General features: G+C 56.5%; 16 protein-coding genes and 4 pseudogenes. 12 read left to right on the forward strand and 8 right to left on the reverse strand.

The features are described 5' to 3' along the window. Positions 1–248: 248 nt before the first annotated feature. Together VH564_RS24720 and VH564_RS24725 are read right to left on the reverse strand one after the other, a co-directional pair. On the reverse strand, positions 249–791 hold the full coding sequence (locus VH564_RS24720; protein ID WP_423342498.1) for a cytochrome b: 543 nt from the start codon (positions 789–791) through the stop codon (positions 249–251). Continuing rightward, positions 788–1,834, reverse strand: coding sequence for a catalase family peroxidase (locus VH564_RS24725; protein ID WP_423342499.1), 1,047 nt, complete (start codon positions 1,832–1,834; stop codon positions 788–790). Before VH564_RS24725 ends, VH564_RS24720 begins: the two co-directional genes overlap by 4 nt. A 472-nt stretch (positions 1,835–2,306) precedes the next feature. Between VH564_RS24725 and ligD the strand changes: the two genes are divergently transcribed. Together ligD and VH564_RS24735 are read left to right on the forward strand one after the other, a co-directional pair. After that, on the forward strand, positions 2,307–3,248 hold the full coding sequence (gene ligD, locus VH564_RS24730; RefSeq protein ID WP_423342500.1) for a non-homologous end-joining DNA ligase: 942 nt from the start codon (positions 2,307–2,309) through the stop codon (positions 3,246–3,248). 57 nt (positions 3,249–3,305) lie between these two features. Beyond that, a complete protein-coding gene (locus VH564_RS24735) occupies positions 3,306–4,079 on the forward strand; it encodes an SOS response-associated peptidase (protein WP_423342501.1) in 774 nt (257 codons plus the stop codon). A 292-nt stretch (positions 4,080–4,371) separates the two neighbouring features. Here the strand turns inward: VH564_RS24735 and VH564_RS24740 are convergent, their stop codons facing one another. Next, positions 4,372–4,698, reverse strand: a complete 327-nt coding sequence (locus VH564_RS24740; protein WP_423342502.1) for a hypothetical protein — start codon at positions 4,696–4,698, stop codon at positions 4,372–4,374. 273 nt (positions 4,699–4,971) lie between these two features. Here VH564_RS24740 and VH564_RS24745 point away from each other — a divergent pair, with 273 nt between their 5' ends. After that, the gene (locus VH564_RS24745; RefSeq protein ID WP_423342503.1) at positions 4,972–5,415 is read left to right on the forward strand and encodes a helix-turn-helix domain-containing protein; all 444 of its coding nucleotides are present in this window, start codon (positions 4,972–4,974) and stop codon (positions 5,413–5,415) included. Between the two features lie 215 nt (positions 5,416–5,630). Here the strand turns inward: VH564_RS24745 and VH564_RS24750 are convergent, their stop codons facing one another. Together VH564_RS24750 and VH564_RS24755 are read right to left on the reverse strand one after the other, a co-directional pair. Continuing rightward, positions 5,631–6,248 carry a LysE family transporter gene (locus VH564_RS24750; protein ID WP_423342504.1) on the reverse strand — a complete coding sequence of 206 codons (618 nt, stop codon included), beginning with the start codon at positions 6,246–6,248 and terminating at the stop codon, positions 5,631–5,633. 154 nt (positions 6,249–6,402) lie between these two features. Beyond that, positions 6,403–6,612: a hypothetical protein gene (locus VH564_RS24755; RefSeq protein ID WP_423342505.1), complete on the reverse strand. Its 210-nt coding sequence runs from the start codon at positions 6,610–6,612 to the stop codon at positions 6,403–6,405. 163 nt (positions 6,613–6,775) lie between these two features. On the opposite strand from VH564_RS24755, the pseudogene VH564_RS24760 reads away from it, so the two are divergent. The 3 genes and pseudogenes from VH564_RS24760 to VH564_RS24770 form a co-directional block, all read left to right on the forward strand. Further along, a pseudogene (locus VH564_RS24760) lies at positions 6,776–6,954 on the forward strand (transposase); the annotation flags it as partial. Between the two features lie 698 nt (positions 6,955–7,652). Further along, a complete protein-coding gene (locus VH564_RS24765; protein ID WP_423342506.1) occupies positions 7,653–8,123 on the forward strand; it encodes an Hsp20 family protein in 471 nt (156 codons plus the stop codon). 223 nt (positions 8,124–8,346) lie between these two features. Continuing rightward, complete coding sequence (locus VH564_RS24770) at positions 8,347–8,643, forward strand: DUF982 domain-containing protein (RefSeq protein ID WP_423342507.1); 297 nt, start codon at positions 8,347–8,349, stop codon at positions 8,641–8,643. A gap of 112 nt (positions 8,644–8,755) precedes the next feature. On the opposite strand, the gene VH564_RS24775 is transcribed toward VH564_RS24770, so the two are convergent. Both VH564_RS24775 and VH564_RS24780 read right to left on the reverse strand, forming a co-directional pair. Then, positions 8,756–9,238, reverse strand: coding sequence for a chemotaxis protein CheW (locus VH564_RS24775; protein WP_423342508.1), 483 nt, complete (start codon positions 9,236–9,238; stop codon positions 8,756–8,758). Next, a pseudogene (locus VH564_RS24780) lies at positions 9,192–9,692 on the reverse strand (methyl-accepting chemotaxis protein); the annotation flags it as partial. The gene VH564_RS24775 and the pseudogene VH564_RS24780, both read right to left, overlap by 47 nt. Between VH564_RS24780 and VH564_RS24785 the strand changes: the two are divergent. The 6 genes and pseudogenes from VH564_RS24785 to VH564_RS24810 all read left to right on the forward strand — a co-directional run. Beyond that, positions 9,687–10,274, forward strand: a pseudogene (locus tag VH564_RS24785) (DMT family transporter); the annotation flags it as partial. The pseudogenes VH564_RS24780 and VH564_RS24785 sit on opposite strands and share 6 nt — an antisense overlap. Before the next feature lie 433 nt (positions 10,275–10,707). Then, complete coding sequence (locus VH564_RS24790; protein WP_423342509.1) at positions 10,708–11,118, forward strand: hypothetical protein; 411 nt, start codon at positions 10,708–10,710, stop codon at positions 11,116–11,118. Positions 11,119–11,330: 212 nt separating this feature from the next. Further along, entirely contained in the window at positions 11,331–11,741 is a 411-nt protein-coding gene (locus VH564_RS24795) for a SyrB-like regulator (RefSeq protein ID WP_423342510.1), read from the forward strand. Positions 11,742–12,054: 313 nt separating this feature from the next. Then, positions 12,055–12,486 (forward strand): hypothetical protein, encoded by a 432-nt coding sequence (locus tag VH564_RS24800; RefSeq protein WP_423342511.1) that lies wholly within the window; start codon positions 12,055–12,057, stop codon positions 12,484–12,486. Between the two features lie 30 nt (positions 12,487–12,516). Continuing rightward, on the forward strand, positions 12,517–13,086 hold the full coding sequence (locus VH564_RS24805) for a hypothetical protein (RefSeq protein WP_423342512.1): 570 nt from the start codon (positions 12,517–12,519) through the stop codon (positions 13,084–13,086). 650 nt (positions 13,087–13,736) lie between these two features. Then, positions 13,737–14,726 carry a potassium channel beta subunit family protein gene (locus VH564_RS24810; protein ID WP_423342513.1) on the forward strand — a complete coding sequence of 330 codons (990 nt, stop codon included), beginning with the start codon at positions 13,737–13,739 and terminating at the stop codon, positions 14,724–14,726. A gap of 202 nt (positions 14,727–14,928) precedes the next feature. Here the strand turns inward: VH564_RS24810 and VH564_RS24815 are convergent. Further along, positions 14,929–15,080: pseudogene (locus tag VH564_RS24815) on the reverse strand (IS30 family transposase); the annotation flags it as partial.

Here is a 15,080-nt window from a genome sequence, read left to right on the forward strand (position 1 = left end):
CAACGGACAGGCGAGCGACGGCTGACATTGCGGACTGCCGCCTCACGAACTCCTGATGTTTCATATCGAGCGAGCAGTCTGACGTGAAGCGTCCTCGGGCGGCGCGCGACGCTTCATCAGTCTTTACGATCCCCAAATCTTGAGGGTTAGCTGAAGACTGCGGCAAAGCCGATGACGTCGAACGTCCCGATCCATGCGCGCCCTCAGGTACCAGGGCTTCGGCCGCAGGCGAGGCTGCACGGACAGTCTTATCTGCCTGGCAACATGGACTGGAGGACGCCGTCGCGACGGACAAGCCCATGAAACAGTCCCGCCGCCAAATGCATCAGAACGAGCGCGAAGAAAGCGAAGCCAAGGTAGGAATGCGCATCCCACAGCCACGCGTGGAGCGTCGGACTTGGTGGCATTATGGCCGGCAACCGAATGCCGCCAAACAGCACGATCGGGTATGCCGCCGCCGACAGCATCGCCCAACCGATCAAGGGCATACCGATCATCAAAATATACAGGCCGACATGGGACAGTCGGGCAGCAAGCTTCATCGGCTCTGGAAGATCCGTCGGCAACGGCGGAGCGCCGGACATAAAACGGATGGCGAGGCGAACAAGCGCAAGGATGAGGAGAATGATCCCCAGCGTCTTGTGCGTCAGCAGCAGTGGCACGTACTGTCGACCAATGGTGGAAACCATTGCCACGCCGATGAACAACATCGACAGAATGCCGATTGCCATCAGCCAATGCAGCAGGCGTTGAACGGCAGTGAACCGTATTCTCTTGCTACCATCCGTCATGGCTTCACGCTCGCTCCGGTTCGAGGATAGCTGCCCGCCTCCGATGTCCGTAGATCGTAGGATCTGGCATAGGCAGCGGAACGAGCTGCCGGGAACGGATCGTCGGAGACCCGGATGCCGTCAGGGAGAATGGTCGGGTCGAAGTTGATGTCACGACAGGGTCCGTCGGCTTCCTCCTCGATCTTTTGAACGATCAAGGTCCCGGCTTCGACGGTACGCCGCTCCGGCGGCCATGCCTTGGTCGGGTCAGACGTAAGATCTGAAGGGTCGGCAATGGTCAGCACCAGCGTCCAACGCTGAGGTGCATGTGCCACCCGTTCCATTATATCTTCTTCGAGGTGGTTGGGTCCAAGCTTGGCGAAATCCTCAGCTGTGATCGGCACGACTTGGGCCTGCGGTCGCCACGACCATCGCACGGCGTGCTCGACGCCCGACCCATCTGTGAAGACGAAGGCGTTGAGGCTGTTGAACGCTACCTCGGCATAGCTGGCGGTCCACGGAGCCGTCTTTGCCCAGGCTCCAAACGCCGCAAACTCCGGATGGGCACCGGCGAAACTTTTCATCGCTTCAGGATCCTTGCTCGCGGACGCCTTGAGCAGATCGTAAAACCCTTGCGGAGTCGAGACCGCAAATACGGGAGGGTCTATCATTGCCATCCGCCAGACATTGCCGTCAGTCGCGGAAATCTGCAGGCCAATCCCGCGCACTCGAACTGTCGGGTCAGCCGCGTTCGGATCCGGTGTTGCAAGATTGAAGCGGCCAAGGACGGGATATTGGCCGGCGGCGAACATGGGCGCCTTGGATATGGCGATGCCGTTCCCATTTGCTTCGAAGGTACCGGCAAAACAGATCCCCTTGGCGTGATTTCGCCGGTGCCCAAGAGCTGGACCGCCCGGAGGTGCCAAAGCGTCGACGACCTTGGTGGATGTCAGGCGGCCGGGGGAGAGCCACCCAGCCGTGTAGGCAAAGGAGCCAGCGCTAAATCCGACCACTGCACCAATCAGAAAGAGGGATGCTAGGACGGAACGCTGTGGACTTGGCATCGACGTCTCTCCGTAGGTATGAAACATGGCAAGCGAGCCACTAAGCTCTTCGAAGATGCCACCGCCGCATTGACCGGTCAAATGGCTATAGCCAGATCAAGGCGCGTTTGTACAAGGCTCAGTCGGTGAAAACACGGGCGGCAAGCACGGCTTCGATTTTTTTCGTCAGCTCAAGCGCCTCCCGGAATCCCGCGACGGTCGAACCGGAGTTTACAATGTCATTGCGCAAGGCGGTATAGATCCCCCCAACGTTGACTGCGGAAGCTGGGAGAACCTTCAATTCACCGTCATCGACGTACTGCTCCTGATTGTTGAGGAGAAGCGACAGACGGTCAGCCTGGAAGCCGCGCGCGGCACCCCCGTTGAGGAGCCCCCGAGATCAAAGCCGCTTCTTCGCGATACCGAAGCCCCGATCCGCTCGAAGCCACGTCGGAAGCGCAACCCCGCGCAGCCACAGCTTTTGTTCGACCCCATGCCTGATCGCGTTGAGCCGGCCCTCGCACAATTGAAAGCGCGTCCGCCAAGCGGTGACCAATGGAGCTGGGAGCTAAAATGGGACGGCTATCGACTGGCCGTCCATATCGAGCCAACGGGTATCCGGATCCTCACCCGTGGCGGCCATGACTGGACGCATCGATTTCCGGCAATCGAACAGGCTGCCCAAGCCCTTGGCCCGGCGACGATGATCATCGATGGCGAGGCCGTGGTGCTCGATGACGAGGGACGGCCGGATTTCGGGCTGCTGCAGCAGTCGTTGGGGGCAAGCGGCAAGACGGCTGGCAATCGTGCCTCTGATGCGGTCCTCTACGCCTTCGATCTGATTTATCTCGATGGCCATGACCTACGCGGTGTCGAATACCGATCGCGTCGGCATCTTCTCGAGGATACGCTCGATGGCAAAGACGGCGCCATCCGCCTGTCGGAGACACTCGACGCCGAACCCAATGCCCTGCTTGAGAATGTCTGCCGCCTCGGTCTGGAAGGCATTGTCGGCAAGCACCTCGATCAGCCCTATCGCTCCGGCCGCACTGGCGATTGGGTGAAGGTCAAACGTGTCCAGAGCGAAGCCTTCATGGTGATTGGCTATGAGCCATCGACCGTGTCGCCTGCCGGCTTCGCTTCGCTGGTGCTTGCTGCCTATCGTGGCGATGAGTTCGTCCATGTCGGAAACGTCGGCACGGGCTTCAAGGAAGCCGAGATGATCAGGGTACGCAAGATGCTGGACAAGCTGCGCTGGAAACGAAAGCAGCCGCCGGTGCCCCATTCCGGAAAAACAGACATTGTCTGGGTCGAGCCGACGCTGATCGCCGAGATCGAGTTTCGGGCCTGGACCGGAGACGGCAAATTGCGTCATGCTTCCTACAAGGGCTTGCGGGAACGACAGGACAATGCCGACGTGTTCAAGCTCGACTAGCGAAATCAGTGGCGTCCGCTAGATTGTCATCCACGACCTGAGCGAAGGGAAGGCGGCATGTGCAATCTTTATCGGATGGAAGACAAGGACTGGATCTCGAAATGGGCCCGGGATGCGGAAAGCCTGATCAACCTGATGCCGGCCTATCAGATGAACCCCGACCAGATGGGGCCGATCGTCCGGAATACGGCTGACGGCAAGAAGCAGTTAGTCCACGCACGATGGGGACTGCCCTCCCCTCGCTTCGCGCTTGAGAAAGGCGCCAGGGCCAAAGCCGAGAAACTCGCGGCCAAAGGCAAGCCATTCGATCTCGAAGAACTGATCCGCGTGGAGCCCGATCGCGGCACCACCAATGTGCGCAAGCTCAGTTTTCCACATTGGAAGCGATGGTTCGGCATGGCGCATCGATGCCTTGTCCCTGTCACCAGTTTCGCCGAGCCGGATCCGGCGAGCAAACAGAAGGGAGGCAATGTGGCCAATACCTGGTTCGCTCGCGATGAGGCGAAGTCGTTGATGTTCTTCGCCGGCACGCATGTGCCGCAATGGAAAAGTGTCCGGAAGGTTCGGGACGGGCTCACGACCGACGACCTCTATGGTTTTCTGACCACGGATCCCAACGACCTCGTGAAGCCGATCCATGAAAAGGCCATGCCCGTCCTGCTGCTGACGAAAGAAGAAACGGACACGTGGATGCGGGCGCCTTGGGAGGAGGCAAAGAAATTGGCTCGCCCGCTTCCGAACGATGCGCTGATCATTTCCTCACGTGAACCGTACGGATCCACGATCGTCTCGAAATCCGGAGAGCTGGTGGAACAGGGCAGTCTGCTTTGACGCCTGAATCGCGGGCTTGTATCGGAAAACGAAAAAGCCTGCCGCGGGAGGAGGTGCGGCAGGCTTTTCGAAAGAATTGAACAACGGCTGGGAGGAGGAGTGCCGCTGTTCGATCAGGCTTCCCTTGGGAGGAGGAGTGGGTCGCCCGATAACACGAAGCTTTGCGGGAGGAGGTGCATCGCTTCGTTGATCCGAAGATATCAGAGGCTGCCCCGACCGCTAGCGCTTAGATCGCAGTTCAGCCATGCATCTGCCGCAATGCGATATGAATCCTTTGCTTAATTTTCGACCATTACTGTTGAGAAGCGGCTCTCTCTATGCTGGGCTCGAAACCGAGAACGAACTCGATCACCTTGGCGGATGACATCTCGCACGGCTTCAGCATCGGCCCCGACCCAATCAATCGATAGAGGTTGAAGCTAACGATATCTGTTCCGCCAAGCTCCTCGCCATAGAGCCAGGTCCGTTTGAGATCCGGCGACCGCTTGACGGTCACGCCCCATGCTCGACCGCCAAAATTTCCGTCAACATAGCCGTCGAGTAGTCTGGCAAGCGCGGCTTCAAATGAGGCAGGAACAGAAGGAGGCGCTTCTCGGCAGGAGGTCAGGGCGCCAGGCATTCGTCACAGATCCCACAGCCGTCGTCGTCCATGCTCGATGCCGGGCGCAACTTTTGACAGCAGGGACAGGTTTTTGCGTCCGAAATGACCGTATCTTCTCGCTCCGGTGGGAAAATTTCGATACAGACTTTTGACAGCATATCGGCCGCGCTTTGATCCATTTCGATGCTCCAGTTCAGGCCATACCAGAGATAGTGAGCATCGACGGTGGCACAAGTCGGCAGGTCGCTGTCAGGAGCGTGCCGATCCAAGCAAAAACGTCGAGCGGCCTTCTTGACGATTTTCTTGGCCGCACACCACTTGGCCCACCTGATCCTCCTGCAGGCACTCCGCCTCTATCTTTCCAGGGATACGGAAACCCGAACCGGTGTGCTTTTTGCGATGTCGGACAAGCGGCTTGCAAAAGCAGTTGAAGCAATGCACTCCGAACCGGGTCACAGTTGGACGCTGCCCGAGCTTGCAGTTCGTGCTGGGTTGTCGCGGTCGGCTTTCGCACAGCGGTTTTGCGAGCGGACGGGCGAAACACCGATTGCCTACCTTACCCGTTGGCGGATGTTGCTTGCGACTGAGCGCCTTAAATCCGGGACCGAACGTCTTGCCGAGATTGCAAGTTCCTTAGGATATGAGTCTGAGAACGCCTTCGGCACAGCCTTCAAGCGGGTCACGGGCTATTCGCCGACACGAGTCGGCAAAGTCGCGGTTGCAACGCAGCCATGACGACATCGGGTGATTTCGCGAAGATGCCTGCCACGGCAATAGCTTCTTGTAGATGATGATTTGGCCACGCCGACCTTCTTATCTTATTGAGTTGCGCTTCGGCATTGAACTCAATTGTCTTCCTGAACAGCACGGTTAAAGGCGGATGGTTGACGCTTATCACACCTGGCCAGACATCTTCCTGATCGGTGCGCATCACGGTGCCATTCGGAAATCTACCTTGCGGATGCCAGCATCTTGGCTCCAAACCCCATGAACGCTACGGCCGCAAAGACGTTTATTGCTCTCTTGGCACGCGTATACGCAGCAACAACGGACGCGTTCCGCATGATGGTCAGCACAAAGGTGTACCAAAGAGTGGAAATTGCAACCATGATTATCACGGCTGCCATCCCCTGCTGCCAGGAGTAACTGGCGGGTAACGCCGCCGCAAATAGGCTCGCCACGAAGAAAGCTGATTTGGGGTTCGCCAAGTTCGTTGCAAGACCCGAGTAAAATGCCTGCCTGGGAGAGATGGCCAGCTCAAGGTTTTTTGTGGGTGACTGCCCGCTGTTTGCGTAACTTTGCCAGAGCAGCCTACCCCCCAAGTAAAGGAGGTATAGCCCGCCTCCGACCTTCAATAGGGCGTAAGCAAGCGGCGCAGCCGCAAACAGCGCGCTGATACCCAGCCACCCCGCCATTCCCCAGAAAAAAGTCCCAAGGATGACACCCGCAATAACCGCAAGGGCGGCGGTCCGCGATCCCTCGAGGGCGGTGCGGACGACAACGAAAAAGTTCGGTCCCGGCGTTATCGCCGCAACCGCCCAGATGGCAGCTATTGAGAAATAGAACATTTGAAGTGCCTCGTCGTTTGATAACCACTCATTACGCTGCTTTACTGCAAACGAAGACCGTCGTTGCGAAGTTCCGTTGTAACACCCATTTATGGAACGCGTTCGACGTGGTGAGGGCAAGTGTATATACGGAGTTATGCCTTTCGCGTCTGATTCAGGTTTTGTCGAAAAGAGACTTGAGCTCCGCAAAATCGATCTTTGACCGTAATGCCATTGGCTTGGCATTGGCGACCATACCAACAACATGTATCCAACATCCATTTCGACTATTTCGAATGCCGCAAATTTGATGGATTGGAATAAAATAGGTCTCGACAAGATTGCCTTTGTAGCCAAAGAATTCAACTTCTATGAGGGCGTTCATTGAAAACCTCTATCAATGTCAAGTCATGGAAGTTTTAAACCATTCCTGTTTCAAAGCAATGTCTCATAGACGTCGTCTCCGCGTCCGACGGAGTTTGGAGTGGCCGCATAAATTTCCCGACACGGTCCCCCACTTAACAAGTGTGCGAGGTAATGTGGGCATCATGAACAGTCATAGTCCTAAGATAACAGTCCTGTCCGGCCCTGAGCGCCGCCGTCGCTGGTGGACGGCAGATCAGCTGGCTATCATCCAGGGGACATATGAGCCGGATGCTACAATGAGCATTGTTGATCACAGTTATGGTATTCAGCCGAACCAGTGTTCACTTGGCGTGAGCTGGCTAAATTAGCGTGGCTCGGCATAAACCGTCGAATGGCAAGGATTTCGAACGTTTCTCGGCCACGAGCCTCGCCTTCGTCCAATCCGCAATGATAAGGCACCCGAAGGCATGGGCGGTGATGGGAGTAGTTGGTGGAGCGAAGCGTCAGGGGACATCTCAGCGAATCCATAGGCTACAATTGGGCGGAGGAAGGCCTCGTGGTCACACTGTTAGCCGATCCAATCCGCTTGGCGGCGTGAAATCGACCGCCGTGCATTCTTGCGTCGCGAGCGGGCGCAAGATCTCATGATGGACAATAGAGAGTATCGGAGCTTCCAGCATAGCGCCGGCCGAGCAGGACGGGAAAGCGGGAATTCTCGCGGCGGTTTCGCCGGAAGACGTGTAGCCGCAGAAGCCTAAGCATAGCGCCGCGAACCGGAACGCGGGATCGACTACCCCGGCGAAAACGCTCCGTAGATCTTCTGCCTACGCGGGCACCTAAAGCCAAAACGGACAAGAAGCGCGATGGACGGACACGCCACTTCCATACTGCTGTCCTGTAGCGGGTGGCCGAAACCATCTGAAAAAATTTGCACCGAAATCTTGAAACTCGATTTTCTCAAAATTAGATCATTTTCGTCAGTCGCCGGCAGGGACTGGCACAACCGCGGACGCGAGTTTCCGCGTCTCCATTCCATCTCGCTTTACGGAGGATTTGGTTATGAGAAACGACCTTGATTTTGCACCACTCTATCGCTCCAGCGTTGGCTTCGACCGCGTGTTCAATCTGCTGAACAACCCCCAGCGCCTGCAGGCGATCGATACCTGGCCACCCTATGACATCGTCAAGACCAGTGACGACGACTACCGCATCGAAATGGCGGTAGCCGGCTTCGGGGATGCCGATCTCGACATCATGCAGGAACGAAATGTTCTCGTCGTCAAAGGAAGCAAGGCTGAGGCGAAGGATGGCGAATATCTGCACCGCGGTATTGCCGGCCGATCTTTCGAGCGCCGCTTCGAACTGGCCGACCACGTGAAAGTGGAAGATGCCTCTCTGGTCAACGGGCTCCTGCGCATCGCTTTGAAGCGCGAAATCCCCGAGGCCATGAAGCCGCGCAAGATCACAATCGGAACGGCTGGCGAGCAGTCAGCGCCGCTGCAGATCGAAGCAGAGCGTCAGGTCGCGTAAGGCATCTGTCATGACGAAGCGGCTGGTAAAAAACTTCGTCGTGGAAATCAGAAGGCGTCGCGGCCGGAAATCGAAGCGTGCTGAAGGCACACTCATCGCCTGTGCATGCGAAAGACTGCAGTCGCAGCCATCTCTGATTGCCAAGCCATGATCGCACGCGGGGAGTGCACTCGGCGCTCCCCGGTTTCACCCAAAGACATTCGGGCAAAGAAGGGAGCAGCCAATGAAACACTATATGTTCGATAAACCCGTCCATATTCTTCTAGGGCTCGGTATCCCAACAGAGGTCAATTCGGTCATGCACGCCTACCAGGTTCTCATGGACTGGCGAAATCAACATGACCCGGCCCGCGAGTTGGCGCTGAAGGCCTGTCGGGCGGCCTTGATCGGTGATATTGACGCGCAGACGGCGCGGGCGGTCTTCGTCGCTTTCGCGGAAAGGCATGATCTGTTGGTGCCTGAAACCGGCGCCCTTATGGCCGAGCGAAGCAAGCGAAACAGCGATCCGCATATCCGGTAGAGAGGCGACCGTTGACAATATGCCAGGCGGCTGCCGAATGGAGGCAGCCTGACCCATCGTAAAGCTCTGAGTGGAAGGGCCCCGATCTCGGTATGATGTCCGTAACCGAGCGCTATGCGGCGAGGAGGCCTGGTGCTTCGATCTTCTCGAACATGCGCTCTAAATTGAGAAAGCAGATCATACCGGTGGGCTGTGCAATGATACCGTCGGCATAGCGCATACCGCTGGAGATGCTAACCTCGGGAACGGGTTGGAGCAAACTTGCCTCGATCGTCAGGATGTCAGAGACGCCATCTACGATCAACCCCATGGCCACTCCGTTAACTTCCGCAACGACAATGGCACTTCGCTCGTTCGCTTCGGTGCTTTTCATCCCAAGCTTATTGGCAAGGTCAACGATCGGAATGACTGTTCCGCGTAGATTCATGACGCCCACTACATCTGCAGGCACATGCGGGATCGGAGTGGCAGGACCCCATCCGCGTATCTCGCGGATGGTTTTCGTGCGGACGCAGAACTTTTGATCGTGTAGTCGGAAGGCAATGATCTCAAGCATCTCGCCAGCATCGATCGCGCTGTAACCCGAACTGATCATCAAACTCCTCCCAGCTTTCCTTGACCGCGGCATTGCAGGAGAAAGCTTTTGCCACCTTCCCCGCCAGACGTTTAGCCGGGGAGGTGGCCGGACGATGCATCGGGGCCGCCGCCATGACGGTTGCCGTTTGGCGCAACGCATGCCCAAGCTGGAACTGCGAGATCAGTTCCCGCAATCTGCCACTTTCACTAGCAAGCGACGCACCCGCAGCGCTGGTTTCCTCGACCATTGCCGCATTCTGCTGCGTCACCTGGTCCATCTGGTTGACGGCGGTGTTGACCTCGGCCAACCCGACCGACTGTTCTTTTGCCGATGTCGCGATCGAGTTCATGTGCTGATTAACCGTGACGATGTAACCTTCGATCGTCTTGAGCGCCTCGCCCGTATCGCTAACAAGCTTAACCCCGCTTTGGACTTCGGCCGAGGAACTGCGGATAAGATCCTTGATCTCACGCCGATCTTCACGTTCCTCTTGACTGTCCTCATCACCCGCCATGAACAGGTGACCGGCCGCAAGGTTGTCGGCGTCGTCGCGGGCATTGCCGGCACATGTCTCATCATCGGCATCGAGGCATTTCATGGGCTCTGGGAAGAACTACCGGCACAACTTGCCATCGTGGCCGCCACGGTGTGCTATGCTGGCGCCGCTATCTTCGGGCGGGGTTTTAAAGGGCTTGATCCGATGATGCCGGCGGCGGGGTCGTTGATCTGCGGTGCGGTTATCCTCATCCCGGTCAGTCTTGCTGTCGATCATCCTTGGACGTTGATTCCATCTCCGGCATCCATCCTCGCCCTGCTTGGCCTCTCGGTGTTTTCGACGGCCCTGGCGTTCGTCATCTATTTCAGGCTGGTTCGCACACTCGGTTCGGTCGGAACGACCGCCCAGGCATACCTGCGCGTTCCGATCGGCGTTGGAATTGGGATCCTGTTTCTAGGTGAAACAATGACCTCTACCGTCTGGATAGGTCTGGCCTGCGTCATCGTCGGAGTGGCAGCGATGACCATTCCTGCCGGCAAGCGAGCGCTGGTCGGATAGGGAAGTATGAGCGCCTCCCGGAGCGGCACTAGTCTTGTGTTGAAAACGTCCGCCCGAAAGACTCGCGCCAGTTGCGCGGAGCACTTCAAACTGGGTGCGTGCGGGGCCTAAGCCGGCTGCCGTTACCTGGTTCCACCGTCAACCAAAGCGTCACCGCACCCGACTTGGACAGACTTTCCGCGGTCTCATTGGAGGGTATTGGCCAGGGGGACAGGTTGCCAATCGCCACGACGTCGCCGACGCGGTTGCCAAGGTTCGCTGATGCAGTCTACAATTAAAGATGCTGAAATCGGCCCTCGGCTTCGGATTCTGAAACCTAACTCGCCTGAACAGGCGATTTAATTTTGGCGCCTCTTTTTCCCAGACTGAGAGTTCCCTCCGAAGCCGGGTCAGCCCTTAGTGGAAATCAACACGCTCACCGATGAGGAAACTGATGAAGACTGTGGTGATAATGATAGCTTTGCTACTTGGCGAAACAACGCTTGTACAGGCAGCTTCATGCGAAGGTAATTTTACGGTGTCGGGTGTGCCTATGCTCACGGCGCTCAGCTACCGCTCATGGCAAGAGTATCCAAAAGCGAGCGCGCCAGTGATTTTGAAGAGATTGGCACAGGGTGTAGCGGCGGAGGGCTTTTCGGGCATCAAGACCAATAAGGAACTCTCGTCGATCGACGCGTTTCAGGAAACCAGTGGCAGTGGTAGAGTTCAAACGCTCCGCGTCGTCGCACGCCAAAAAGGCTCAGGTGTCAGGGTAGATGTCGTCTTTGACATCCAGGCCGGCCAGCTCACCAGCAAGGATGTTGTCCGCAAGGGAATTTGTAATATCATTAGTGCAGCACGCTGAGTTGGTCTGTGCCTGCAGGATGGTTCTCGCGACAGAATTCCACGAGAACACCCCCCGCCGAAAAGCAACGTGTACCCCAGACGCCGAAACGGCCATCGCCCATTCCATGAGAATTTCGGCCGGATCAGCTTAAACAGAAAGCAATACAGCGGACTCTGTTGACACCAGCTGTCGTGCAGTCGAAAAGAATCTACCCGCACATGGAGATGATAATGGCTGACGAAACCGAAACAGGCGAGCAAATCGATGTTGTAGCAGCAGAGGCTCCAATAGAGGCCTCTGTGTCAAAGAAGCAGCGAGCGCCTCGTCGTTCCAGAGCCGAGATTGACGCAGCCGCAGCTGCAAGGTCACCAAAGGTTCGCCAGAAGCGGACTGCCCAAGCGGAAGTCGCACCAGTGAGCACAGCAACGACCGGACGTGCTGCCACGAAGAAAACGGCTGCCAAGGGCCTAGCAAATGCCAAGCCTGGTAGTCACCCGGCAACGTCGCCAGCGCCTGTCACCGCGAGTGATGAGATGGCTGATCTTCTTCAGCTTGAAGAAGACAACAAGAAACTTCGCCAGGCCTTGGCCGAAAAATTGCGTGCGGAAAATGCTGATCTGCGCAAGCGCCTGGGCGTTTGATTTCGCTGGGAGGTTGTTTGCTGCTCGCGCAATCGATCTCCGTCACTATCTAAAAGCCTAGTTTTTAAAATATCCTGGCTCGGCTTCCGAGCCAGGATGGAGCTGCCAGATTGATGCATATCTGTCGCTCAGAAAGAGCATTATGAAGTCACCTTGGAAATATCTAGCGCAACTGGTGTCACGGCAAAGATCCTCCGAGACAGCGGGTGAAAAAAGTGAGCCTATTAGCGCTCGCAGGCTTGTCGAAATAGAGCTGCGGCCAGCTTCGACTATCCTGCTCTCATCGCCGGAAGCTACCTCCGAAACCGCGCGAGTGAGTGAGGGCAAGCCTGAAGATCGCGTGACGGCGCCGTTGGCGATCGACAGCGTAATTGATCCCGAGACGCCCGGTCTGCGGCCGGACTTCACCTCAGCAGGTAAGGCCGAGGTGATACAGGAAAAAGAGCAAGCCAACCCCGACCCGGTCGAGCAGCTGCCAACGGGGGAGGTTGCTGTTCAGTTGCCGGAGCTTCGGCAGGCAAGGTTGAAGACCGCAAAGAAAGAGCCAACCGGCTCGCCCGTCGAATTTCCGGGCACCGTCAAGGACTTGCCCGTTACTACAGCATCTTCGACCCCAGACCGACTCTTTGACGACGCAAAAAGTTTGGATGAAGACATCAAATACCTCAAGGATCTGCTGGCGCAAAAGCTACGTATGCAGAATGCCCAGCTCAGGGAAATGCTCAAGCGCTTCGACCAATCCTGAGCACGCAAAGCGATAAACAGAGAATAAATAATGAGAACACAGCAGCGCAGTTTCGTCGTTGAAATCAAATCGGCACGCCGTCGATTAAAAACTCAGTCGAAATCGATCTGGGCCAACACTGATTTTGGAGCCCTTATTCGGGATACCGAGGCAACGCTTCCGTTTATGCAAAACGCAATTTCGGAGATCTCGGTAGACCGTGGCAATCTACCGCTCGAAACCAAACAGCAGATCGAAGTTGCTGATCTCGGCAAGGGTGGTGAAGAACGGCCTAGCGTGATGCCGTTGACGGTGTCCGACCAGACCGAGCGGCGTCAGCACGAAGAGGTCTCCACTGAGAGCGAAGTCTCAAAGGTGGCGGTACCCAAGCTGGAACACCACACAGTCAGGACGGTCAAAAATCCTCGAACAAGCCGCGCTTCTATTGCCGCGGATGCTAGGGAAATGCCTCCTGTTATGTCCGCGAACGATGTCATCGAGGTGCAGTATGATGAACTGGCATTCCTCGATGCAGAAAATCTCCGCCTTAGGCAGCTGTATGCAGAATACCTGTGGCAACAAAATGCGCAGCTTAAGCAAATGCTGGAGCGGTTTGAATGACGGGAGACGTTGGCAACATGGTTGTGGAGCAGTGCTCGGCGGTCTTGGGAGGAGACATTAATGCGTCCGCCCTCGTTAAAGTGACTTCTAACTAACGTTTGCGCCCATTTGGAAGTACCCGCTTCCCCGATGGTCATTCCTAGCCACCAACACTCCTGCCGACTACTCATCCGTGAAAGCACGCTTAAAAGGTGGCGAATGCCGTATTTCTTGGTCTCTCACAGCGCGTTGGTCGAGGCCGACGATGAAGCAAGCGCTGCCGCGAAAGTGTATGGCGATATATGCGATAATGAACATATAACCTTCAGTGTTACGGCCGATGAGCAGGTCACGACGAAAATAACGCTTCCAACGCGCACGAACACCGAACTCTATGCCCCTGGCTCTGTGCTGCCATCCCGCCAAGCCAGCCCGCTTGTCACCTCAGCGTCGCATGACTTGGACGGGCCGGTTGCCACGCTGGAACAGTCTCATTCAGCCCCTACCGGGTTTTTTCGTCGCGCTAAGAACTTTTTAGCTCGGTTCAAACCGGAATAGCCATTCCCGCTTTCATCGCAGCCAACCATCGCGGGTCCATCGATAATCGCATAATTGATTTTACTGCCAGGAGATGCCTATGTCCCATCCATGATTTGCAGGGAGAGAGCATCATGGAATACCGCCGTCTCGGAAAGTCCGGTTTGAAGGTCAGCGAGTTTTCGTTTGGATCCTGGGTGACGTTCGGCAAGCAGGTAGACGGAAGCGACGCAGTCAGTCTGATGGCTCACGCCTATGACAACGGCGTGAATTTCTTCGACAATGCTGAGGGTTACGAGAGCGGCAAATCCGAACTTGTCATGGGCGAGGCCTTGAAGACACTGGCTTGGAGCCGGGACAGCTTCATTGTTTCAAGCAAGGTGTTCTGGGGTGGTGAGAAGCCAACCCAACGTGGTCTGTCTCGCAAGCACGTGACGGATGCCGCCCATGCCGCGCTCAAGCGGTTGCAGGTGGACTACCTCGATCTCTATTTTTGTCATCGTCCCGACATCGACACGCCGATCGAGGAGACAGTCCGGGCCATGCATGACCTCGTCACCCAAGGCAAAATCTTATATTGGGGCACGTCGGAATGGTCCGCCCAACAACTGACAGAAGCCTACGCCGTAGCCCGTGATATGCGCATCACGCCTCCGACAATGGAACAGCCACAATACAACCTTTTCGAACGTCAGAAGGTCGAGGGCGACTATTTGCCACTCTACGATCTCATGGGTCTCGGTACGACGATTTGGTCGCCGCTTGCATCGGGAGTTTTGACCGGCAAATACAACAACGGCATGCCGAACGACAGCAGGATGAATTTGCCGGGCTATGAGTGGCTAAAGGAAAAATGGGGCAGCGATACGGGTCGTGCTCAGCTCGCACGGGTCAAGCAGTTGGCCGGCGTTGCAGACGAGATCGGCATCTCTATCACGCACCTGGCTCTCCTCTGGTGCCTTTCCAATCGGAATGTTTCGACGGTCATCCTTGGGGCATCGCGAATGAGCCAGCTGGAAGACAACCTCGCAGCGCTCGCCCATAAGAGCAAACTGACGCCCGAGGTTCTCGTTAAGATAGACACCATTGTCGGAAACAAGCCTGCATCACCGCATCGGTTTTAGCGCCATACATCTGATCGTCTCGTGTAGGCTCAGCGCCACCGGCATGTATAGGGATAGACTAAGGGCTCAAAGCCCTTGGTCGGATCCTTCGAGGCAAGAGTCAATCCTTGAAGGATCGCAGGGTTGATAGCACAACATTTTTAAAATATCTATTTTATATCTGTGAGTTCACGGTGAACCGCGACTTGCGGCATTCCCAATGCTATCCCGCTCGCCTGATCTGGGCGAGAACTTTCTGGCGAAAGACCTCTGCGGGCGTTTTGTAGCCGAGGCATTTACGCGGCGTTGAGTTTAGCCTGTTGCAGATCTCGACCAGATCGCTCTCGGTGATAGACAGCGGATTGACCTCTCTCG

The sequence above is a fragment of the Rhizobium sp. HT1-10 genome (genome assembly GCF_049472505.1).
Taxonomy (GTDB): Bacteria; Pseudomonadota; Alphaproteobacteria; order Rhizobiales; family Rhizobiaceae; genus Rhizobium.

Coding starts and splice junctions, on each gene's coding strand:
- VH564_RS24770 (WP_423342507.1), top strand. CDS start 8,347: ATGAAACACTATATGTTCGATAAACCCGTCCATATTCTTCTAGGGCTC.
- VH564_RS24765 (WP_423342506.1), top strand. CDS start 7,653: ATGAGAAACGACCTTGATTTTGCACCACTCTATCGCTCCAGCGTTGGC.
- VH564_RS24775 (WP_423342508.1), bottom strand. CDS start 9,238: ATGATCAGTTCGGGTTACAGCGCGATCGATGCTGGCGAGATGCTTGAG.
- VH564_RS24750 (WP_423342504.1), bottom strand. CDS start 6,248: ATGTTCTATTTCTCAATAGCTGCCATCTGGGCGGTTGCGGCGATAACG.
- VH564_RS24790 (WP_423342509.1), top strand. CDS start 10,708: ATGAAGACTGTGGTGATAATGATAGCTTTGCTACTTGGCGAAACAACG.
- VH564_RS24725 (WP_423342499.1), bottom strand. CDS start 1,834: ATGCCAAGTCCACAGCGTTCCGTCCTAGCATCCCTCTTTCTGATTGGT.
- VH564_RS24720 (WP_423342498.1), bottom strand. CDS start 791: ATGACGGATGGTAGCAAGAGAATACGGTTCACTGCCGTTCAACGCCTG.
- ligD (WP_423342500.1), top strand. CDS start 2,307: ATGCCTGATCGCGTTGAGCCGGCCCTCGCACAATTGAAAGCGCGTCCG.
- VH564_RS24755 (WP_423342505.1), bottom strand. CDS start 6,612: ATGAACGCCCTCATAGAAGTTGAATTCTTTGGCTACAAAGGCAATCTT.
- VH564_RS24740 (WP_423342502.1), bottom strand. CDS start 4,698: ATGCCTGGCGCCCTGACCTCCTGCCGAGAAGCGCCTCCTTCTGTTCCT.
- VH564_RS24810 (WP_423342513.1), top strand. CDS start 13,737: ATGGAATACCGCCGTCTCGGAAAGTCCGGTTTGAAGGTCAGCGAGTTT.
- VH564_RS24735 (WP_423342501.1), top strand. CDS start 3,306: ATGTGCAATCTTTATCGGATGGAAGACAAGGACTGGATCTCGAAATGG.
- VH564_RS24805 (WP_423342512.1), top strand. CDS start 12,517: ATGAGAACACAGCAGCGCAGTTTCGTCGTTGAAATCAAATCGGCACGC.
- VH564_RS24795 (WP_423342510.1), top strand. CDS start 11,331: ATGGCTGACGAAACCGAAACAGGCGAGCAAATCGATGTTGTAGCAGCA.